At 58.8% G+C, this 22,324-nt stretch carries 16 protein-coding genes; 11 read left to right on the top strand and 5 right to left on the bottom strand.

Annotation, left to right across the window (positions count from 1 at the left end):
• Positions 1-208: 208 nt before the first annotated feature.
• Both FS819_RS13600 and FS819_RS13595 read left to right on the top strand, forming a co-directional pair.
• Positions 209-2,929 (top strand): ABC transporter transmembrane domain-containing protein, encoded by a 2,721-nt coding sequence (locus FS819_RS13600; protein ID WP_156551160.1) that lies wholly within the window; start codon positions 209-211, stop codon positions 2,927-2,929.
• Positions 2,930-2,968: 39 nt separating this feature from the next.
• Entirely contained in the window at positions 2,969-3,433 is a 465-nt protein-coding gene (locus FS819_RS13595; protein WP_060718407.1) for a cyclic nucleotide-binding domain-containing protein, read from the top strand.
• Between the two features lie 92 nt (positions 3,434-3,525).
• Here the strand turns inward: FS819_RS13595 and FS819_RS13590 are convergent, their stop codons facing one another.
• Complete coding sequence (locus FS819_RS13590) at positions 3,526-4,008, bottom strand: class I SAM-dependent methyltransferase (protein WP_156551158.1); 483 nt, start codon at positions 4,006-4,008, stop codon at positions 3,526-3,528.
• Positions 4,009-4,012: 4 nt separating this feature from the next.
• Complete coding sequence (locus FS819_RS13585; RefSeq protein WP_197434185.1) at positions 4,013-5,365, bottom strand: nucleotide sugar dehydrogenase; 1,353 nt, start codon at positions 5,363-5,365, stop codon at positions 4,013-4,015.
• Positions 5,366-5,556: 191 nt separating this feature from the next.
• Between FS819_RS13585 and FS819_RS13580 the strand changes: the two genes are divergently transcribed.
• Positions 5,557-6,681, top strand: a complete 1,125-nt coding sequence (locus FS819_RS13580) for a glycosyltransferase family 4 protein (RefSeq protein ID WP_156551154.1) — start codon at positions 5,557-5,559, stop codon at positions 6,679-6,681.
• Positions 6,674-7,417, top strand: a complete 744-nt coding sequence (locus tag FS819_RS13575; RefSeq protein WP_156551153.1) for a polysaccharide deacetylase family protein — start codon at positions 6,674-6,676, stop codon at positions 7,415-7,417. The genes FS819_RS13580 and FS819_RS13575 overlap by 8 nt, the downstream gene beginning before the upstream one ends.
• Positions 7,418-7,421: 4 nt before the next feature.
• Here the strand turns inward: FS819_RS13575 and FS819_RS13570 are convergent, their stop codons facing one another.
• Positions 7,422-8,366, bottom strand: coding sequence for a glycosyltransferase family 32 protein (locus FS819_RS13570; RefSeq protein WP_234624492.1), 945 nt, complete (start codon positions 8,364-8,366; stop codon positions 7,422-7,424).
• 211 nt (positions 8,367-8,577) lie between these two features.
• Here FS819_RS13570 and FS819_RS13565 point away from each other — a divergent pair, with 211 nt between their 5' ends.
• The 7 genes from FS819_RS13565 (at position 8,578) to FS819_RS13535 (ending at position 18,387) form a co-directional block, all read left to right on the top strand.
• Positions 8,578-10,464, top strand: a complete 1,887-nt coding sequence (locus FS819_RS13565) for an ABC transporter ATP-binding protein (RefSeq protein WP_156551151.1) — start codon at positions 8,578-8,580, stop codon at positions 10,462-10,464.
• Positions 10,465-10,502: 38 nt separating this feature from the next.
• The gene (locus tag FS819_RS13560; protein WP_156551175.1) at positions 10,503-12,383 is read left to right on the top strand and encodes an ABC transporter substrate-binding protein; all 1,881 of its coding nucleotides are present in this window, start codon (positions 10,503-10,505) and stop codon (positions 12,381-12,383) included.
• Entirely contained in the window at positions 12,380-13,378 is a 999-nt protein-coding gene (locus tag FS819_RS13555; RefSeq protein ID WP_015917251.1) for an ABC transporter permease, read from the top strand. The genes FS819_RS13560 and FS819_RS13555 overlap by 4 nt, the downstream gene beginning before the upstream one ends.
• Before the next feature lie 11 nt (positions 13,379-13,389).
• Positions 13,390-14,565, top strand: coding sequence for an ABC transporter permease (locus FS819_RS13550; RefSeq protein WP_060718401.1), 1,176 nt, complete (start codon positions 13,390-13,392; stop codon positions 14,563-14,565).
• A 105-nt stretch (positions 14,566-14,670) separates the two neighbouring features.
• Entirely contained in the window at positions 14,671-15,879 is a 1,209-nt protein-coding gene (locus tag FS819_RS13545; RefSeq protein ID WP_156551150.1) for a glycosyltransferase family protein, read from the top strand.
• 4 nt (positions 15,880-15,883) lie between these two features.
• The gene (locus tag FS819_RS13540; RefSeq protein WP_234624493.1) at positions 15,884-17,113 is read left to right on the top strand and encodes a glycosyltransferase; all 1,230 of its coding nucleotides are present in this window, start codon (positions 15,884-15,886) and stop codon (positions 17,111-17,113) included.
• A gap of 110 nt (positions 17,114-17,223) precedes the next feature.
• Positions 17,224-18,387, top strand: coding sequence for a glycosyltransferase family protein (locus tag FS819_RS13535; RefSeq protein WP_156551148.1), 1,164 nt, complete (start codon positions 17,224-17,226; stop codon positions 18,385-18,387).
• A 77-nt stretch (positions 18,388-18,464) separates the two neighbouring features.
• Here the strand turns inward: FS819_RS13535 and FS819_RS13530 are convergent, their stop codons facing one another.
• Together FS819_RS13530 and FS819_RS13525 are read right to left on the bottom strand one after the other, a co-directional pair.
• Positions 18,465-19,484: an NAD-dependent epimerase/dehydratase family protein gene (locus FS819_RS13530; protein ID WP_234624494.1), complete on the bottom strand. Its 1,020-nt coding sequence runs from the start codon at positions 19,482-19,484 to the stop codon at positions 18,465-18,467.
• A 260-nt stretch (positions 19,485-19,744) separates the two neighbouring features.
• Positions 19,745-22,276 carry a methyl-accepting chemotaxis protein gene (locus FS819_RS13525; protein ID WP_156551146.1) on the bottom strand — a complete coding sequence of 844 codons (2,532 nt, stop codon included), beginning with the start codon at positions 22,274-22,276 and terminating at the stop codon, positions 19,745-19,747.
• Positions 22,277-22,324 lie beyond the last annotated feature (48 nt).

Genomic DNA, 22,324 nt, shown 5'->3' with positions numbered 1-22,324 from the left:
CAGGCCTTGGTATGGTGGTAAGCCGGATAAGGATTGCCTTTTTGCTATTCACCTGCGATCACTTTGGTGCAGCGGTTTGGTTTTTTTGCTATCCTGCTGGGCAGGATGGCTTTCCGGCAGCCTGGCTTGTCCTTATAAACAATCTTCTTGAATGGACGACGCAAGGGCGTTGTTCGGCACGAACAGTGGTCCGCGTGATAACCAGCTGATGGAAAAAAGCCTACTCCTTTATATATGGCGGCATACGCGCAAGCAGCAGATCTGGGTTCTGACGATTGTTATCCTGTCGATGGTGCCGTATTTTCTGGCCTTCGACCTGCCCAAGCGCATCATCAATGGGCCGATCCAGGGAAGCGGGTTCGAAGCGCCGGATTCGCGACAGCCGCTGTTTGCCTTCGACTGGACCGTGCCTTTGACCGATTGGTCATTGCATTCTCGCGGCATTTCCCTTGACCGCATGTCGAGCCTGATGGCGCTGAGCGGCGTCTTCCTGCTGTTGGTGATCATCAACGGGTTGTTTAAATTCTATATCAATACCTATAAGGGCAGGCTTGGAGAGCGGTTGCTGCGGCGGATCCGCTATGAGCTGGTGGACCGGGTGCTGCGGTTCCCGCCAAGCTATGTCAAGCAGATCCATTCCTCCGAAGTCTCGACCATGGTGCGCGATGAGGTGGAGCCGTTTGGCGGCTTTACGGGGGATGCCTTTGTGCAGCCAACCATGCTGGGCGGCCAGGCACTGGCCGCGCTGTTCTTCATTTTCCTGCAAAGTTTCTGGCTTGGCACGATTGCAGGCGCAATGGTGGCGCTTCAGGTCGGCATTATTCCCAAAATGCGCCGCCGCTTGCTCATCCTTGGCCGTCAGCGGCAGCTTCAGGCCCGGCAATTGGCGGGCAAGGTCGGGGAAATCGTTGATGGCGTTGGCACGATCCACGCCTATGATACGTCGAATTATGAACGCGCCGATATTTCGAAGCGGCTCGGCGATATCTTCAAGATCCGTTACGATCTCTATCGCTGGAAGTTTTTCGTCAAATTTTTCAATAATTTCCTGTCTCAGCTGACGCCGTTTCTGTTCTACTCCATCGGTGGCTATTTCGCGCTGAAGGGCAGCCTGGACGTGGGCCAGCTGGTGGCTGTCATCAATGCCTACAAGGATCTTCCCGGTCCGTTGAAGGAGCTGATCGACTGGGATCAGTCCCGCCAGGACGTGCAGGTGAAATATGAACAGGTTCTGGAGCAATTCGAACCGCCGCAGATGATCGATCCCGTGCTACAGGCGCTGGCGCCTGTGGGGATGGCTGCCCGCTCTGGCCCGCTCGCTTTGCAGAATGTGACCTTGCAGGATAGCGGCGGCGCCAAGGTGGTGGAAAATCTCACCTTGAAAATCGGCCCGGGTGAGACGATTGCCGCAATCGACAATCGCGGTGTGGGGGCGGAAGTGATGGCCGAAGCCATTGGCCGGTTGAACTGGCCGGTGGCGGGCAAGATCGTGCTTGGCGATGCCGACCTGCTGGAATTGCCGGAATCGGTGACGGGTCGGGCAATTTCCTATGTATCTGCCGATGGTTATTTCTTTCATGGCAGCCTCAAGGACAACCTGATTTACGGCCTGAAACATGCGCCGACCAATTCGGTGAACTATACCGGGCGCGAGGCGATGAAACGTCGTTGGGAGATCAAGGAGGCGCAATTGTCTGAAAACTCCGATCTCGATCCCAATGCCGACTGGATCGACCGGCGGGCGACGTCCGTGCTGCACGGTGAAGCCAGCGACCTGAAAAAATCAATTTTGACGGCGCTGGATACCGTGAAACTGACCAGCGACGTGATGGAGCTTGCACTGCATTCCATCGTCGATCCGCTTGATTATCCGGACCTGACGGAAAAAGTGGTGGAGTTGCGTCTGGCGCTGCGTGATGAATTGCAGCGGCAGGGTCTTGCCAATCTCGTGGTTCACTTCGACCCCACTGCCTATAATGCCGAGGCGACACTGGGAGAAAACCTGCTGTTTGGAACGCTGCGTCCGATTGTCAATGGACCTGTCTATGCCCATCAGAGCGATTATTTCTATGATGTGCTGGAGCGCGCCGGTCTGCTCAGCCTGTTTTATGAGATGGGTTTTCTGATTGCGGAAAACCTGGTCGAAATCTTCGGTGGCCTGCCGGCCGATCACCCGTTCTTCCAGCAGCTCGATGTCCTGACCGCTGACGACGTGGTGTTTTACCAACAGATCCTGCAACGCCTTCAAGGCCGGACCAAGCCGGTGCCAAACGAGGAAGAGCAGCGGGCAATGATCCGGCTCAGCTTCAATTATGTCGAGCCGCGCTATCGTATGGGTGTTTTGACGCAAGACGTGATGGACAAGATCGTCGGCGCCCGTGACCTGTTCCACGATAACCTGTCACCTGACCTGCGCCACAGTATCGAGCGCTACGATCCGCATCGCTACATGGCGGCGGCGACGTTGCGCGAGAACGTGATTTTCGGCAAGCTCGTCAACCGCAATCCCGAAGCCCAGCCGAAATTCCGCGAGCTGGCGGCGAAACTGAGCTCGAAGAAAGGCCTGACGGAACGGTTCCTGGCGCTTGGATTGGAATTCGATATTGGCAGCGGTGGCCGCAGGCTGACCATCGTTCAGCGCCACAAGCTCAACCTTGCCCGCGCGCTGGTGCGGCGTTGCGACTATTATATCTTCAATAAAGCCCTGCCGGGCCTCGACGCGCGTGTTCAGGAGGATATTGTTAAGGATGTGCTTGCATTTCTGCGCGAGCAGGACAATGATCCCTCTATCCTTTGGGTTTTGTCGAACACATCATTGTCAAAAAACTTTGATCGTGTTCTGATACTCGACAGCGGTTCATTGGTCGCGGACGGCACGTTCGAGGCTCTGGGCAATGAAAATGATATTTTCAAGGCATTGGTGGCATGAGGGGTCAGGCCACCGAAAACCGGGAAGTTGGTGGCAAGCATGTTACTGCGAGACGAAGTGCAGCTATTGCGGAATATTCCATACTTCAAGCACGTCGATCCGTGCAAACTGAAGCTTCTGGCCTTCGCTTCGCAAAGGGCAACCTATAATACCGGCGACATTTTGTTTCGCCAAGGCGATGGCGGCGATGCTGCGTATGTCATCCTGTCTGGCAAGGTTGATTTGCTTTCAGACATGCCAACAGGCCAAGTCAGGATCGGTGAAGCAGACAGCAAATCCATCATCGGTGAAATGTCGCTTCTCTGCCAGGGTCCAAGACGAATGACTGCACGTGCTGCAACAGACGTTGAAACGCTTCGCATCGCCAAAGATTGTCTCGGCAAGGTCATGGCTGACAGCCCACGCATGAGCATGGAGTTTAGCCGTGCATTAGCAGAGCGTCTTCGTGCGATGACAACCGAACTCGATACTGTTCGCTTGCGGCAACTTTCTCTTGTCGATTAGGATGTAAACCATTCCTCACGACACCCATTAGCACCGGAATTTCGGGCGGATTTGAGGCAAATGCCTTGTATTGCCGATGTCGATGCAAAAAATCAGGGCAGGCGGCGATAGAAGAAATAGCGGTCTTTCTCGATATGGTCGAGGACCGGTAACGGCTCGAGTGCTGTGTGGTTGAGTGGCAGGCCACTGAGCGCATAGCCGCCGGGCCGCAGCATTCCCGCAACCATGTCCGGCAGCCAAGTGAGCGTGACCGCGTCCCGATCGGGATAACCGGTGCCGATATCGGCATGGACGAAGGCCGCGCCGCAACCGATGAAGTCCTTCCCGGTCTGGTCGATTTCTCCCAGGATCAGGTCGCCATCCTCTGGTATGGAACTGCTATGCGCGCCCAATTGCCGGTCGAAGGCGACGATGCGGCGACCGGTGAAATTCTCCCGCAAATGACTGAAGGTCCGGCCATTGCCAAGGCCGATTTCCAGCACTGGGCCTTCGGGCAGGGGGTAATTATCGCGCACATGGTTCAAGAGATCGCGCTGGGCGCTCATGCGGTTGATGAAACTGTCGAGACGGCTCATGGGATCACGCTTTCACAATCGTATGGCCTGCGGCCTGATCGGCAATGCTGCGGCGGGCAAGGGCGTTGCGGGTGTCAACGATCAGCGGACACCAATCGGCCAACTGCTGGTAATCGACAGTGTCATGGTCCGTGGCGATCAACACGGCATCGAAGGCGGTGAGACTTTCCTCGTTCCAGGCAATACTGCGACGGCCTTTCAGATGGCTATATTCGCGGGTTTTCGGAATTTCCGGCAGGAAGGGATCGAAATAGGCGACCTCGGCGCCGCGCTCCAGAATAAGCTCCATCAGCCGCAGCGACGGGCTTTCCCTGATGTCCGGAACGTTTTTCTTGTAGGCCAGCCCCAGGATCAGCACGCGCGACCGACTCAGCGCCTTGCCCGCTTTGCGGTCCAGCGCTTCGGCCAGCCTGGAGACGACATGATGCGGCATGGACGTGTTGATCTCGCCCGCCAGCTCGATGAACCGGGTCGGCTGGTCATACTGGCGCGATTTCCATGTCAGGTAAAACGGATCGATGGGAATGCAATGGCCGCCGAGGCCAGGGCCGGGATAAAACGGCATATAGCCGAACGGCTTGGTCTTGGCGGCGTCGATCACCTCCCAGACATCGATGCCCATGGCGTCGTAGACCAGCTTCAATTCATTGACCAAGGCGATATTGACGGAGCGGAAGATGTTTTCGGTCAGCTTGACGGCTTCCGCTGTCGCCGTGGAGGAGACGGGCACCACGGTTCTGACCACCGCACCATAAAAGGCCGCCATCAAGGCTGAAGCGTCGGGGCCATCGCCAGCGATGATCTTCGGAATGGTCGAGGTTTCAAATTCGCGATTGCCGGGATCTTCCCGTTCCGGGGAAAAACCGAGGAAGAAATGCTCTCCGGCCCGCAGTTCCGAATGTTCGAGGATCGGCTTCACCACTTCCTGCGTGGTGCCGGGATAGGTGGTGGATTCCAGCACGATCAGTTGTCCGGGCCTGAGTGACTTGGCAATCTGGCGGCAGGTGTTTTCCACATAGGACAGGTCTGGATCACGGTTCTTGGTCAGCGGCGTCGGCACGCAGATGGCGATCACGTCATAATCGGCCAGCGCCAGAAAGTCCGAGGTTGCGGAAAAGCGGCCCGCCGCGCATTCTTCGCGCAGAATATGCTCCGGCACGGCCTCAATATAGCTTGTCCCAGCTTCGATGGCGTCGATCTTGGTGGCGTCGATATCAAAGCCCATCACCGTGAATCCGGCCTTGGCAATGCTGATGGCCAGTGGCAGGCCGACATAGCCTAGGCCGATCACCGCTGCCTTGGCGCGGCGGGACTGGATGGCGGACAGCAATTCGGCGGCAACGGGATGATGGGACATGGGGGGATAAAGCTCCGCAGGCGATTTCAATACCGGCTTCAGTTGCGGTCCGCATGATGCGATGTCAAGGGTGCGCGATGATCTTGTCGGGCAATGTTGATTGGCTGTGATGGATGACGATAAATCTGCCGCTGCCTCTTGCAACAGCCTGCGGACTGCGCACATGTCCCTGCATGACGATGAGGCTGCCCATGAAAATCGGCTTTTACGCGCCGCTGAAATCCCCCGACCATCCCGTGCCTTCCGGCGACCGGTTGATGGCACGCCTCCTGCTGCAGGCCTTGCGGCTGGCGGGCCATGATGTCACCGTGGCGTCTGATCTGCGCAGTTTCCACGCGACGCCGGAGACGGTTCTGCCGGATCTGGCCCAGGCGGCGGAGGAAGAGATCGAGCGGTTGACCCGGCTTTATCGACGCCAGGGCAAGCCAGATCTGTGGTTTTGCTATCACCCGTATTACAAGGCGCCGGACCTGATCGGGCCGCAGCTCTGCCACCGGTTCGCGATACCCTATGTCACCGCCGAGGCTTCCTATTCGCAGCGGCGTAATCTGGGCGTCTGGGCTGGTTTTCAGGACAGGTTGCTGGAGACGATCAGGAGTGCCGCTATCAATCTCTGCCTGACGGCGCGGGATATGCAGGGTTTGCAGGCCGTCGCTCCGCAAGCCCGGCTAGCTCGGCTGACGCCTTTTATCGATGCGCAGGCTTTTCTTGTCCACCCGCGGCAGCCAGAGCAACATGTGCTGGCAACCGTGGCGATGATGCGCCCCGGCGACAAGATAAGCAGTTATATCGCGCTGGCCAAGGCCCTTGCACTGCTGCCCGATCTTGCCTGGCGGCTGAAGGTGGTGGGTGATGGACCTTGCGGGGCCGAGGTGCGGGCGCTGTTTTCCGGCTTTCCGTCGGGCCGGGTTGAATTCCTGGGCGAACAACCGCCACAGGCCGTCGCCGAGATCTTATCGACCGCATCAGTCTATGTCTGGCCCGGCCACGGCGAAGCCTATGGCCTTGCCTATCTGGAGGCACAGGCGGCAGGCCTGCCGGTCGTGGCCGAGGCCGTGGCGGGAGTGCCGGAAGTGGTTGCGCCTGGCATCACCGGATTTTTAACGCCGCCCGGCGACGCGCTTGCCTATGCCAAAGCCATCGAAACCCTGCTGACCGATGCGTCCCAACGCCAGACAATGGCGCAAGCGGCCCGCCAGATGGTCGCGCAGGATCGCTCGATTGAGGTAGCCAGCGCTCGGCTTTCCGCCCTGCTGGAACAGTGTCTGGGCGATAGTGCTAAACTGGAATCGGAAGGCGGGAGTCATAATGTCTGAAATTCTCTTGAGACAGCGCCTCGATGATCTCGCCGCCCAGGAAAAGACGGTTAACCTCTGGCTGCGCGATGACGATGCGGTCGAGCCGAGCAATCCATTGGAGACTTTGCTGGCACTTGCTCGCCGCTTCCAGATACCGCTGACGCTGGCGGTCATTCCCGAGCCGACCGGTGCGGCGCTGGCAGCATCGCTTTCGGTAGAAACTCATGCCACCATCGCCGTGCATGGCTGGAACCACCAGAGCCATGCTGGTCCGGGTGAAAAGAAGCAAGAACTGGGCGGGCATCGCCCGGCGGCAATCGTCCTGGACGAGCTGCGTCAGGGATTGGCCAAGCTGCACGGACTTTACGGCGAAAAGCTGTTGCCGATGCTGGTGCCGCCGTGGAACCGGATTGACAAGGCTTTGCTACCAGCACTGTCGGGTCTCGGCTTTACGGCGCTGTCGGTGTTTGGCCGGGAGAAACGCATAAATACTCTAACCCTTCTCAACACCCATGTGGATGTGATGGACTGGCACGGGACGCGCGGTGGGCGTGATGCCGATATCCTGTTTGCGGAACTGGCTGGCTATCTGGCCCCTGAAGCTGAACCTTTACATGCCATCGGCATCCTCACCCATCATCTGGTTCATGACCAAGCGGTCTGGGATTTCCTGACGCGGCTGTTCGCCCTGACTGCTACCCATCCGGCCTGCCGCTGGGACAGTGCGCGGACATTGCTTCAGCGGCAAGCTTAAGTGCCTACCAGGATTTCCAGCCGATCAGCAGGCCGCCATCCGTGGTCAGGGCTGCATCCCGAGCTGCCTCCACCTCGGTAAATGGTGCGCCGCGTTCCAGATTGGCGGCAAGGAGGCTCGCATCTGGAACGGTAAAGCTGGTGCCTCGAAACACCACGGTCATCAGCAGCGGCCCGGTCGACCACCAGGCGGGGGCATCCGGAAGCAGCGCCATGGCCTGCGGCATGGCCTCGATCATCCGCGCAAACACCGGATGGCCGGGCGGGCTGGCGATGAAGGAATTGGTCAGCAGCAGGCTGCCGAGGCCGGTTTGGCGCGGCGTGTCCTCGGCAAGGGCGGCAAGCCCGACCAGAGAAAGACAATTGGCAAAGCTGATATCGTCACGGGCCGGATACCAGTCGCAATCAAGGTAAATCCCGCCGAATTGCTGAAGGATCAGATAGCGCGCCACATCGACAGCGCCGGGATAGTCGCCGCGTGCCAGCATGGCTTTAAAGCTCGGATGCTGGTCAAACCCCTGTGCTTCAAGGTCGGCCTCGCGCCAGAGCCGATAGGCAAAGCCATGGCGGGCGCAGTGGGCGGCCCAGGCCTGGCAGGCAGGTGGCAGGGCCAGTGTGCCGAGCCAGATTTGGTGCAGCACTCTTGGCACTGCCTCGCGGTTCAGCGCTGCCATATTCCGCCGCTCATGGCTGCTGAAACGCGAAAACGGCAAAAGCAGGTCCGGCGGTGGCGCAAGTGTATATTGCAGCCCGGTGACCCGCAGCCGGTCTCCGGCAATCTTGGCAATCTTCAGATAGGCCGAATGCAGCTTGCGCGGCAGGCCAAGCACGGTGTCCGGCCCCAACTCGGCCTGCGCCAGCAAATCATGATCGCCAGCCAGGGCATCAAGCATAGTCTTTGCCGCCTCTAGTTCTTGTTTTTTGGCAAGCTCCAGGCTTTGGGCAATCATGGCGCGACTTTTCAGTCTCGGGGGTAAGTCTTGGCTCACGATGACAGGTCCATTTTATCAGTCTTCTGACCTACCGATAAAAAACTGACATGTGCAAGCCGTAAAGCCATGTCCGGGTCTCGATTGAAGCATGTGTGTCAGCGATAGACATCAATGATTTGCTAAGATACGGTGGCTACAAAGTCATAAGACGGGTTGGGAAAAGTGACGCATGGCAGAATGCGCAGATCTGCTTTATGTGGATAATATCAGTGTGTCTTTCCCCCTGTTGGGCGCAAGCATTCAGGCGGTCAAGTCTTTCAGCATGACGCTGCGGCCCGGCAAGGTTACGGCGCTGGTCGGTGAATCCGGGTCCGGTAAATCCGTGCTCGGGCGCTCGATCATGGGGATCGAATCCAACCTGGCACAGATCAATGGCCGGGTTGTTTTTAATGATCCGCAAAAGGCAGCCCAGGTCGATCTGCTGTCCTTGCCCTATGACGGTCGCCAGATCCGCCAGATTCGCGGCAACCGGATCGGCATGATCTTCCAGGAGCCGATGACCTCGTTTTCGCCGGTCCATACCGTCGGCAATCAGATCGAGGAAGTGCTGCGGGTCCACACCACGCTCTCGCCGCGCGAACGCCAGGAGCGGCTGGAGGAAATGCTGGGGCTGGTCGGGTTCAACGACCCGGCCCGTGTCGCAACCATGTACCCGTTCGAACTGTCCGGCGGCATGCGCCAGCGGGCGATGATTGCCATGGCGCTGATCTGCAATCCGGCGCTGCTGATTGCCGATGAGCCGACCACGGCGCTTGACGTGACCATCCAGGCGCAGATCCTCAAGCTCCTGAAGGAATTGCAGGAAAAGCTTGGCATGGCGATCCTGCTGATCACCCATGATCTCGGTGTCGTCGCCAGTCTTGCCGATGAAGTCGTGGTGATCTACCGCGGCGAGGTGATGGAATCCGGCCCGGTCGAGGCAATTTTCAGTGCGCCTCAACATGCCTATACCAAGGGCCTGATGCAGGCGGTGCCGCATTTTGATATGGACCGCAATGAGCGCCTGAAACCACTTCGCGAAATCCACGTCGATACCGGCCGGTTGATGGACAAATGTCGCGTGCCGTCCGGCGGCGACGGCGTGCTGCTCTCGGTGCGCAATATTTCCAAATCCTTCCAGTCCAAGGGGTCAAACGGATTTTTCTCGCGCCCGACTGCGCCGACTTTGGCCGTCAACGATGTCTCCTTCGATATTTTTCGCGGTGAAACCTTGGGGCTGGTGGGCGAAAGCGGTTGCGGCAAGACCACGCTCAGCAAGATTTTGATGCGCGGCGTCACGGCCGATCAGGGTACGGCGATCTATCAAGGTGCCGATGGTCCGCTGGATATGCTGAAGGCTGAAGGGTCAAAGCTGCAAGACCTGCGCACCCGTATTCAGATGGTGTTTCAGGACCCGGTCTCTTCCCTGTCGCCACGCATGACCGTGCGCGGCATCATCAGCGAACCCTTGGAAATTCATGATCGTGGCAACCGGGCTGCTCGGCTGGATCTGGTCAACCGGCTGATCCATGCGATTGGCCTGCCTGAGACGGCGCTGGGCCGCTATCCGCATAGTTTTTCCGGCGGTCAGCGGCAGCGGATCGGCATTGCCCGGTCGCTGGCACTGGGGCCGGATCTTGTCATCTGCGATGAGCCGGTCTCGGCGCTGGATGTTTCGGTACAGGCGCAGATCCTCAATCTGATGAAGGATTTGAAGGCGGAGCTTGGCCTCACCTATCTGTTCATTTCCCACAATCTGGCCGTGGTGAATTACATGGCCGACCGGGTGGCGGTGATGTATGCGGGCCGTATTGTCGAGATTGCCTCTTGCGAGGTGATCATGCGCGATCCGGTCCATCCCTATACCAAGAAATTGCTGGCGGCGGTGCCGCTGCCCAATCTGGATCATCCGATGGATTTCAACCTGATCGGAGAACCGTCGCTGGCTGCCAAAAAGCGCTGGGCCAGGCATTTTCACGATGAAGGTGATCCGACAACGCTTGCCCATGCCGATCTGGGTGGTGGCCATCTGGTTTTGGCCCGCCGTGAGGTGGATGCTAGGGAGTTGCGCTCGTGATCCGCCACCGCTTTACCCGCCGTCGGGCGCTTGCGCTGATGTCCGCCGCCTTTCTGCCGCGCCCGCTTCTGGCGGCGTCTCATCCAGGTGAACCGGAACTGCTGAAAGCCAAGGTCGAGTCTGGCCAACTGCCGCCAATGGCTGAGCGCTTGCCGAAAGTACCGCGCGTCGTGTCCCTTGACGGACCTGAGCGGGCGCCGGGGCGCTATGGTGGAACGATCCGCATGTTGATCGGCGGCCAGCGCGATATCAGATATATGCCGATCAATTGTTACTGTCGGCTGATCGGCTATGACCTCGCCTTCAATTTCCAGCCGGATCTGCTGGAACGGTTCGAGGTGGTCGAGGAGCGGATCTTTACCTTCCACCTGCGCGACGGCCATCGCTGGTCGGACGGTTCACCGTTTACGGCAGAGGATTTCCGCTATGTCTGGGAAGACATGTTCCATGACAAGAAGCTTCACAAGGGCGGAATTCCGACCGTCTTCCGCGTCAATGACAAGGAACCGGTCTTTGAGGTGCTGGATGCGCTGACCGTTCGTTATACCTGGGAAGACCCCAATCCTGATTTCCTGGCCGAGCTTGCCGCCCCGACCGCAACGCGTCTTATGATGCCCGGTGCCTATCTCAAGCAGTTCCACCATAAATACCAGACCAAGGAAAAGCTGGAGGAACTGGCCAAACGAAACGGCGTGCAGGATTGGGTGGCGCTGCATCAGAAAATGTCGCGCATCGTGCGCCCGGAAAATCCCGACCTGCCGACGCTGGACGCCTGGCTTCCCCGGACCGCGCCACCATCGGGCCAGTTCATCTTCGAGCGTAATCCTTTCTATCACCGGGTGGACGAGAACGGCTTGCAGCTACCCTATATCGACAAGGTGGTGATGGGCGTTGGTTCCGGCGACCTGATTTCGGCCAAGACCGGCACGGGCGAAAGCGATCTGCAATTCACCAATCTGGATTTTGCCGATTATACCTTCCTGAAAAACGCCGAGAAACGCTATCCGATCAAGGTCGATCTGTGGAAGCGCACCCAAGGGGCGCGCATTGCGCTGATGCCCAACCTGAATTGCAAGGATCTGGTCTGGCGTCAGGTGCTGCTGGATGTTCGGGTGCGCCGGGCGCTGTCCTTGGCAATCAACCGCGAAGAGATCAATAAGGCAGTGTTTTTCGGCCTGGCTCAGGCTTCCGCCAATGCCATCCTGCCTGAAAGCCCGCTGTTCAAGCCAGAATACCGCGATGCCTGGGCCGGGTTCGACCCCGATCAGGCCAATGCGCTTCTGGACGAGGCAGGCTTGGTCCGCCCTGACCGGCATGGTCTTCGCCTGTTGCCGGACGGACGTGAGGCGGTGCTGATCGTCGAGAGCACCGGGGAAAGCTCCTTTGATTCCGACGTGCTGGAACTGATTACCGATCACTTCCGCAAGATCGGCTTCCGGCTTTTCGTGCATATCTCGCATCGCGAGCTGTTTCGCCGCCGCATCACCAATGGCGAAACGGTGATGGCCGTCTGGCAGGGATTGGACAATGGCGTGCCGACCGCCGACATGTCGCCGCGTGAACTGGCGCCGACCAGCGACGACCAGCTACAATGGCCGCTCTGGGGCCTGCATACGCTGTCGGGCGGTGGCGATGGCCGGGCGCCGGAAATTGCCGAGGCGCGGGCGTTGCTCGATTTGTTTCGGGCCTGGCGGCAGTCTGATCTGCTGGAGGAGCGCACGGCGATCTGGCATGACATGCTGCGGCTCTATACCGATCAGGTCTTTACCATCGGCATCGTCAATTCCGCCTTGCAGCCGGTGGTGAAATCGCGAAAGCTCAGGAACCTGCCGGAAAAAGGCCTGTTCGGCTTCGTCCCGACCTCCCAACTCGGCGTCTATATGCCGGATACATTCTGGTATGATGAGGATGCGACATGATCCGCTATATTCTCTGGCGCATTGCCGTGATGATCCCGACGCTGATCATGATTTCCATGCTGGTCTTCACCATTATCGAATTGCCGCCCGGCGATTACTTTGAAAGCTATGTCGAGGAAATGCGGGCTATCGGCGAAAAGGCCGATTTGCAGGAAATCGAGGATTTGAAGGCGCGCTATGGTTTCGACCAGCCCGCGCCGATCCGCTATTTCAACTGGGTCACTGGCTTCGTGCAGGGCGATTTCGGCTATTCTTTCGAATATCGCATGCCGGTGGCCGATGTGGTGGGAGACCGGGTCTGGCTGACCATCCTGGTTTCCACCGTCACCATCGCGGTCACCTGGCTGCTGGCCTTTCCGATCGGCATCTATTCCGCCACCCATCAATATAGCTGGGGCGATTACGGGTTGACCCTGCTGGGCCTGATCGGCATCGCCGTGCCGAATTTCATCCTGGCGCTTGTCATGATGTATTTCGCCAATATCTGGTTCGGCATCTCTATCGGCCATCTGATGGACCAGCGCTTTCTGGGCCAGGCGATGAGCTGGGACAAGTTCAAGTCTATCCTCGAACATCTCTGGATTCCGGTGATCATCATCGGTACGGCGGGCACCGCTGGCATGGTGCGCCGTGTCAGGGCCAATTTGCTGGACGAGCTGCACAAGCAATATGTGATGACGGCGCGCGCCAAGGGGCTGCATCCGTTTCGGGTGCTGATCAAATATCCGCTGCGCATGTCATTGAATTTCTTCATTTCCGACATCGGCTCGATCCTACCGACGATCATTTCCGGGGCTGAAATTACCGCCGTCGTGCTGTCTCTGGAAACCACCGGCCCGATGCTGATCCGGGCGCTTCAGGACCAGGACATGTATCTGGCCGGGTCGTTCCTGATGTTCCTGGCTGTACTGACGGTCATCGGCGTGCTGATCTCGGATATCGCGCTGGCGCTGCTTGATCCGCGTATCCGTTTGCAGGGAGGGCGCAGCAAGTGAGCGATCCGCGAATGCCATCCACCGGCCCTGCCTCTGGCGCCTTGGCACATTACGTGTCGCCAGCTCCGTTTGACCCCTATGCGATTGAAGATGAGGCAACATCCCGGCGCTCACCGGTAGACCAGGCCTCGCAATTTCGCCTGACCTGGTGGCGGTTCAAGCGGCACAAACTGGCCTATTATTCCGGCATTCTGCTGTTGACGGCCTATCTGATGATCGTCGTCATCGAATTTTTAGCCCCCTACAACGTCCATAGCCGCAATGTCGACCGGATCTACGCGCCGCCGCAAGCCGTGCATCTGTTCGATGAGAACGGTTTTGTCGGGCCTTTCGTCTATGGCCGGACGATGTCGCTGGATATGGACACATTGAAGCGGGTCTATACCGACGATCCGCAACAGGTGCAGAAGCTGCGGTTTTTCTGCCGGGGCGACAGCTATCGTTTCTGGGGTCTGGTGGACAGCGATCTGCATCTGGTCTGCCCGGCGGAAGGTGGCAATTTCTTCCTGCTCGGCACCGACCGGCTGGGCCGGGACGTGCTGTCACGCATTCTCTACGGCGCCCGGATTTCGCTGACCATCGGTCTTCTGGGCGTGATGACCAGTTTCGTACTCGGCATCGTCATCGGCGGGCTGGCTGGCTATTGGGGCGGCTGGTTCGATATGGTCGTGCAGCGCATTACCGAAGTGCTGCATTCCATTCCCAGCATTCCGCTGTGGCTGGCGCTGGCGGCGATCATGCCGCCGGACTGGAGCCCGCTGCTGGTCTATCTCGGCATTACCTTCATTCTCGGCCTGTTGGACTGGACGGGGCTGGCGCGGGCGGTGCGCTCCAAGCTGCTGGCGCTGCGCGAAGAAGATTACGTATTGGCCGCCCAGATGATGGGATCGGGCAGCGCCCGCATCATCGGCCGCCATCTCATTCCCGGCTTCATGTCACATCTGATTGCCAGCGCGACACTGACCATTCCCGGCATGATTCTGGGCGAAACAACCCTGAGTTTTCTGGGGCTTGGCCTTCGTCCACCAATTACCAGCTGGGGTGTGTTGCTGACAGAGGCGCGCTCGGTCAATGTGATCGCACTTTATCCTTGGCTGCTGTTCCCGGTTGTTCCCGTCATCGTGATCATTCTTGCCTTCAATTTTCTAGGGGATGGTCTTAGGGATGCCGCAGATCCATATAAGTGATCGCTGTAAACAGGAACGGCGACCCTTATCCATTTCCATGGCTGTTGCTCAATCCGTCCGGATTGACGGTTCCATGCAGTGACACTTCTCGGAGAGACTGACCACATGTCGAGACGACTGGGGCAAGCCCGCATCCTCATGTACAGCCATGATACGTTCGGTCTCGGCCATTTGCGCCGCTGCCGCACCATTGCCCATTCGCTGGTGGAGGATTATCGCGGCCTGCAAGTGCTGATCATTTCCGGTGCGACGATTGCCGGTGCCTTCGATTATCGCGCCCGGGTCGATTTCGTCAAAATTCCCAGCGTCATAAAGCTGCGCAATGGCGAATATACCTCGATGGACCGCCATATCGATCTGCATGAAACGCTGAAAATGCGCCAGTCGATCATCCGCCACACGGCGGAAAGTTTCGAGCCGGACATGTTCATCATCGACAAGGAACCGCTTGGCCTGCGCGGCGAGGTGGAGGACACGCTGACCTACCTGAAAACCCGCGGCACCAAACTGGTACTCGGCCTGCGTGACGTGATGGATGCGCCGCATCTTCTGGAAGCGGAATGGAAGCGCAATGACGTGCTGACCAAGATCGCCCGGCTCTATGACGATGTCTGGGTCTATGGGCCGCCGGATTTCTACGATCCGTTGACCGGAATCGATGCGCCGCAAGCCTTGCGCTCGAAAATGCGTTTCGTCGGCTTCCTGCAACGCAATGCCCTGACGGGAACCCGCTCGGATCACTCGCCCCAGGAAGATTATCTGCTGGTGACCACTGGCGGCGGTGGCGACGGCGGCGATCTGGTGCGCGATGTCATTGCCGCCTATCAGGCCGATCCGACGCTGGACCAGCAGGCCCTGGTGGTGCTGGGGCCTTATATGCCCGCCGACTTGCGGCAGAAATTCATGGAGGCGGGATCGCGCCATCCGAAGCTGACGATGATCGAATTCGACAACCGCATGGAAGACCTGATCGCTGGTGCCAAGGCGGTGGTCGCCATGGGCGGCTATAATACCTATTGTGAAATCCTGTCCTTCGATAAGCCCGCCCTGATCGTGCCGCGCACCGAGCCGCGCGAGGAACAGTTGATCCGTGCCACCCGCGCTTGCGAACTGGGTCTGGTCAGCATGGTCCTGCCTGACCAATCCAGCGATAGCATGGCGTTTGCCCAGGCGATCAAGGCCGTATTGAAACGCGATCCGCCCTCGGTCAGTGCGCCGGGCATGCATCTCGAGGGCTTGCCGACCATTTCCCGCATCGTTGCCGATTGTCTGGAGGAGCGCGGTGCCGGACGGTTCTCGGTGGTGCAAGGGTAAGATCGTGTCGCAGCCTCGAAAGATCGTCGTTTTATTGAAAGGTTATCCGCGCCTGTCGGAAACCTTTATCGCCCAGGAATTGCTGGGCCTGGAGCAGGCTGGCTTTGCGCTGGAACTGGTGGCCATGCGCCGCCCGACCGACAAGAAGCGCCACCCCGTGCATGATGAGATCCAGGCGCCGGTCCATTATCTGCCGGAATATCTGCATGAAGAACCGCTCCGGGTGCTGAAAGCCCTATGGGCCGTGCGGCATCTGCCCGGCTTTCGCCCGGTTCTCACGCAGTTTTTCCAGGATTTGCGGCGCGATTTGTCCCGCAACCGGTTTCGCCGTCTGGGTCAGGCCATGGTGCTGGTGGCCGAATGGCCTGGCAAGGCGGATTGGCTACATGCGCATTTCATCCACACGCCCGCCTCGGTCGCCTTTTATGCCAGCCTGCTTGGCAGCAGGGGGTTCAGCGTTTCGGCCCATGCCAAGGATATCTGGACATCGGAAAGCTGGGATCTGGCCGACAAGCTTGCCCATGCCGCCTGGGTGGTGACCTGCACGAAAGTCGGCTTCGACCGGTTGAGCGCTTTGGCCAATGGGCGCGGCAGCGTCCACCTCAGCTATCACGGGCTCGATCTTGATCGGTTTCCGCATTTTGAGGGCATGCGTCCGGCGCGCGACGGTTCCGGTGATCCGCTGCGGTTGCTATCGGTTGGCCGCGCGGTGAAAAAGAAGGGCTATGATGTGCTGCTGCACGCGCTCGCCGCACTTCCCGCCGATCTTACCTGGCACTTTACCCATATCGGGGGTGGTGACGAACTGGCCCGCTTGCAGGCCTTGGCGGATCAGCTTGGCATTGCCAGTCGCATCACCTGGAAAGGGGCGATGGACCAGCGCGATGTGCTGACCCATTACCGTGACAGCGACCTTTTCGCACTTGCCTGCCGGATTACCGCCGATGGCGACCGCGACGGCCTGCCGAATGTGCTGGTGGAGGCCGCAAGTCAGGGGCTGATGCCGGTCAGCACCACGGTCTCGGGGATATCCGAACTGTTCGTCGACGGCGAAAATGGACTGCTGGTGGAACCTGATGATGCGCAGGCGCTGGCTTTGGTACTGGAGAAGGCCATGCGTGATCCGGCCTTGCGCGCCCGGCTCGGGTCCGCCGCCGAGGGCAAGGTGCGGCGGGATTTCGATTACCGCAACAGCATCCGTGACCTGACGGACTTGTTTTCTGGCCGTCAATAAGCACTTGCATAGGGTAGGGTTTCAGGAAATATGCCTTTGACGTCGCGTGATGCATTCCTTGCGTCTCGCCATTCTGTGAAAAGCAGAAATGTCCCCAGGAGCAAACGTACATGACTCTTCGCCCGAAACGGGTTTTCTTTTATGTGCAGCATTTGCTCGGTATCGGCCATCTGGCCCGGGCCAGCCGATTGGCCGAGGCTATGGTAGAGGCCGGATTGTCGGTAACGCTGGTGACGGGCGGGGCGTCGGTCAAGGGCTTTCCGGGACCGGGTATCGAGCATGTGCAATTGCCCGCCGTTCTCTCAGCGACTGGCTTTTCCGGTCTGGTCGATAGCGAAGGCAAGCCGGTCGATGCTAGTTTCGAGACAAGCCGTGCCGCGCTGCTGTTGGCGGCCTTCGAGGCGGTGCGGCCCGATATTGTCATCATCGAGGCTTTTCCGTTCGGTCGCCGGCAGGTGCGCTTTGAGCTTCTGCCGCTGCTGGATGCGATCAAGGCCACGCATCCCAAGCCATTGCTGCTCAGCTCGGTGCGCGATATCCTCCAGGAAAATCGCAAGTCCGGCCGCGACAAGGAAACGGTCGCGCTGGTGGAGGACCATTTCGATGGCGTTCTCGTGCATGGCGATCCGCAATTCGTCGAGCTGCAAGAGACATTTCCGCTGGCAAAGATCATTCATGACAAGCTGCATTATACCGGCCTGGTTGCAGCCCCTGAGCCGGAACCGGCAGAAGAGGTTTTCGACATCGTCATTTCGGCGGGAGGAGGGGCGGTCGGTGCCGCCTTGATCGAAGCGGCGCTGGATGCCCGCGACATTCTCGGCGGTGATCTCGGTGACCAGCTGCGCTGGTGCCTGATTACCGGACCCAACCTGCCTGAGGCCGATTATGAGCGCTTTACCCAGCGCGCACCCGGCACTGTCGCACTCTATCGCTTTCGTCCGGATTTCCCGGCTTTGTTGCCCAAGGCCAAACTCTCCGTTTCGCAAGCGGGATATAACACGGTCTGCGATGTCTTGCGGGCCAGATGTCCGGCGCTGCTCGTGCCATTTGCGGCAGGCGGCGAAACAGAGCAGACGGTGCGGGCGGAAAAACTGGAAGCGCTGGGCCTGGCCGTTGTCATCGGCGAGGACGGATTGAATGGCGAGGCCATGGCAAAGGCCATCACCAAGGCGCTGAAATTGAAGTTTCCTAAAAAACTGTCTGTTTCGCTGAACGGTGCCGCGGAAACGGCGCGGCTGGTCAAGGATTTGGTGGAGCAGCGACAGGCGGGGTGAGGGGCTTTATACCTCACATCTCTGATGGATGTGAGGTATTTGCAGGCTCTTCAAGCTGAGCATGATTGTTCCGACCATCACAGCCCGAGCTGGCGATGATGTTCCAGATACCAGTCCATGGTCGCCTTGACGCCGACATCCAGCGTTGTCGTTGGTTTCTGGCCGGTGAGGGCTACCAGCAGGTCGGGGCTGGCGAAGGTGCGAGGCACGTCGCCCTGCTGCATCGGCAGCATTTTGCGCTTGGTCGGGCGGCCCATGATGGTCTCGATGGTCTCGATGAAATCCATCAGCGCGATCGGCTGGCCCCCGCCGATATTGATGACGCGGAACGGTGCGTTATGGGAGAGCGTATCCAGGTTTTCCGGGGTGCGGACCCGGTTTTCCTCACCAGGGGCAATGGCTGAAAGGGCGATGACACTGTCGATCAGGTCGTCGATATAGGTGAAATCGCGGCTCATCTTGCCTTCGCCATAGATCTCGATGGCTTCATCGGCCAGCATTGCCTTCATGAACTTGAACAGCGCCATGTCCGGGCGACCCCAGGGGCCATAGACGGTGAAGAACCGGAAAGCCGTGGTCGGCACCTTATAGAGATGGGCGTAGCTGTGCGCCATCAGCTCCATGCCCTTCTTGCTGGCGGCATAGAAAGTCATCGGTTCGTCGGCGCGGTCGGTTTCGCGGAAGGGAACCTGCGGATTGGCGCCGTAAATCGATGAGGTGGAGGCCAGCATCAAATGGCCGATCTGCAATTGCCTGGCGATTTCGACAATGTTCCAGGAGCCGATCAGGTTTGAATCCAGATAGGCTTTCGGGTTTTCGAGACTGTAGCGCACGCCTGCCTGGGCAGCGAGATGGATGATAACATCGGGTTTCGCCTGATTCACGGCCCGCTCAAGCGCTTCGCGGTCCTCCAGCATTCCGATCACGCCGGTGAAGCTTGGAAACTGGGCAAGTCCAGCGTTGCGGGCTTCCTTGAGGCGCAGATTGTAATAGGCGGTCATGCCATCATAACCGGTGACGGTATGGCCATCCTGAAGCAGGCGGCGGGCCAGATGAAAACCGATAAAGCCAGCGGTGCCGGTGATGAAGTAGCGCACGGGAGAACTCACTTTCCAGATGGACGAAGCCGCTGTGTTTAAGGTGCAGCTACCCGTTCAAGTCAAGCGAGTTCTACTGCATAATTCCTCAAATCGGAATCGATTAGAGGAATTATGCAGTAGATATAAAGAGCTACAGCGAGGCTTTGTGCGCCAAACAGGGCGCACGGCGCTGTCGTAAAAGCCCGAAACTGGGGTGTAAAATGCGTGAACCGGCAGGTTTCCCCACCGGTTCGATCTGTTGAAAGCTTTTATTTTGTTCAGGCGGCTCTGGTCTGCGCCCGGTCTCTTGGATCGGCCCCGAGCTTGAACTGATCGACCAGACCCATCAGCGTATCGGCTTCGTCAGCCAATTGGCGGGTGGCGGCATTGGTTTCCTCGACCATGGCGGCATTGCGCTGGGTCATCTGGTCCATGCCGTTGACGGCGGAATTGACTTCGCCCAAGGCGGTTGACTGGTCGCGGCTGGCCAGCGCAATCGCTTCGACGCGCTGTGAAACGCTGACGATTTTCGTCGAAATTTCCGAAAGAACCTCACCGGTGCGCTGCACCAGCTTTGCACCGGCGGCGACTTCTGTGCTCGACGTGTTGATCAGTGCCTTGATATCCTTGGCGGCATTGGCCGAGCGTTGCGCCAATTCGCGCACTTCCTGGGCAACGACCGCAAAGCCCTTACCAGCCTCGCCAGCGCGTGCGGCCTCGACCCCTGCATTCAAGGCCAGAAGGTTGGTCTGGAAGGCGATCTCGTCGATGACGTCAATGATCTGGACAATCTGGCCGGAGGCATTTTCGATCCGGCCCATGGCATCAATGGCGCTTGCGACAACCTTGGAGGAGGTATCGGCAGCGGTTTTTGTCTCGGCAACAATGGTGTTGGCGGCCTGGGCCTGTTCGGTCGAGGATTTCACCGTCACGGTGATTTCGTCGACGGCGGCGGCGGTCTGTTCCAGCGATGCGGCCTGTTGTTCGGTGCGTTTGGCCAGGTCGTCGGCGGCAGCGGTCATTTCACCCGCATTGCGCTGGATCATATAGGTATTGGCGCGGATCTGGCGCATCGTGTCCTGAAGGTTTTGCAGCGAGGTGTTGAAATCGACGCGCAATTGTTCGAGGCGGCCGGTAAAAGGCGTATCGATGGTGACGGAGATATCACCGCTGGCCAGCCGCCCCAATCCACCAGCCAGTGCATTGACGGCAAATTCGATCTGCCGGTCGATGGCCTGTTTTTCCGCATCGTTGCGGCGGCGCTCTTCCTCGGCTTCATTACGCTCAGCCTCGCTGCGCTGCTCGATCTCGATCTTGGACAGTGCATTCTGTTTGAACACGCCGAGCGCGCGGGCCATTTCGCCGATTTCATCGACACGGGCTTCCCCGCTGATGCCGGTGTCCAGCTTGCCATCGGCCAGACGGCGCATGGCTGCGGTGATCTGGCCGATCGGACCCTTGAAGGTAAGAACGAGGCCGATACCGGCAAATAGCGAAATCAGCAGGCCGAGGGTCATGGCACCAATGGAAATCGAATTGGCGTCACGGCGTTCCTCTCCGGCGCTGACCTTTTGCATTTCGGCAAAAGATGTCAGCTGCTGCCAGATTCGGTCGAGATCGGTGCTGGCGGTCTGGAAATTGGTCTGACGGTCCTGGCTGATCTTGACCAGTTCGGTGCTGGCCTTTTCCATCAGGGCGATGGCGGGTGTCAGCTTGGCTTCAAGCGGCGCATAGAGCCCAAAGGAGCCGGATGTGCCCTTGAGTGCCGCGAGCGCTGTTTTTAACCCGGCAAATTCCTTGCGCAGGCTGGTGAGATTCTGCTCGGTCGGTGCCAGCATGAAACTGGCGGTTGTGATCTGGAACCTGTAGGCGGCATCGATCAGGCCGCGCCCATCGGTCAAAAGCAGCTGTGCCTTTTCCAGAGGCACGTCCATTTCGCCGAAGCGGGCTGTGGCATCCTTCATCTTCTGCTGCGCGGCAAGGCCGAGATAGGCGGAAAGCTGGGTAAAATTCCGCAGTTTGGTTGCCATGGCTTCCGCCACTTCCGGCGATTTGTCGCCTGCTGTTACCATGTCGCCGAGATCCTTGATGATGGTCTCGATGGTGCGGGCGGCGGATTTGTTCTTTTCCGGCAGGGCGGCGGCCAGCGGTGGCTGGCGGGTTTTCATTTCCGCGAGATTGGCAGCGACGTAGTCGAATTTCTCTTCCGGTGTCGGCAGGCTGCCGAATTTGCGATTGATATCGGTCAGAAAGCCGCTGGTCAGCGCTATCTTGTCGGCGTCGCGCAACATCTGCTTGGCGGCGGTCTCGTCAGCCTGGATCGACAAGGTCACTTTCTTCATGGCCTCGGACAGATCATTCTGTGCGGCGACAATATTGGCCGTGCCCTGGCTCATATCCTTGATCAGGTTGGCTTCCGTTTCATGCAGCGACCAGAGCGTGCCCATGTGGCTGACGACGCCATCGACGGCAGTCGAGGCTTTTTCAAGCTCGCTTCGGCCATCGGCATTGGTATCGAGTTGATCCAGCGTGCGCTTGAGTACCCGCTGCTGTTCTTTCAGTTTCTCGGTAACCGCATTGCGGCTTTGCTCTGTGGTCTTGTCGAGAAAGTCCGTCATCGCGATAGACACATCGCGAAACCCGCTCAAGGATTGCAACACGCTGTTGGAAATCTCCATCCGGCCTTGAAGCAGGCCTGAGGCATAGAGACCGGTAAAGCCGACCGCGCCGATGGTGACGACGAAGGGAAGGATGAAAATCAACACCTTGGTCTGAATGCGGAAACGCGACAACAAGCGATCTATGAACATGGGTCCCAGCTTCTCCAAAGCCATGTCGCCTGGCCGGATACGCGTCTT

It is taken from the genome of Allorhizobium sp. Av2 (assembly GCF_021462805.2).
In the GTDB taxonomy this organism is placed as follows: Bacteria; Pseudomonadota; Alphaproteobacteria; order Rhizobiales; family Rhizobiaceae; genus Allorhizobium; species Allorhizobium vitis_G.
This window is presented reverse-complemented; position numbering and strand designations above follow the sequence as displayed.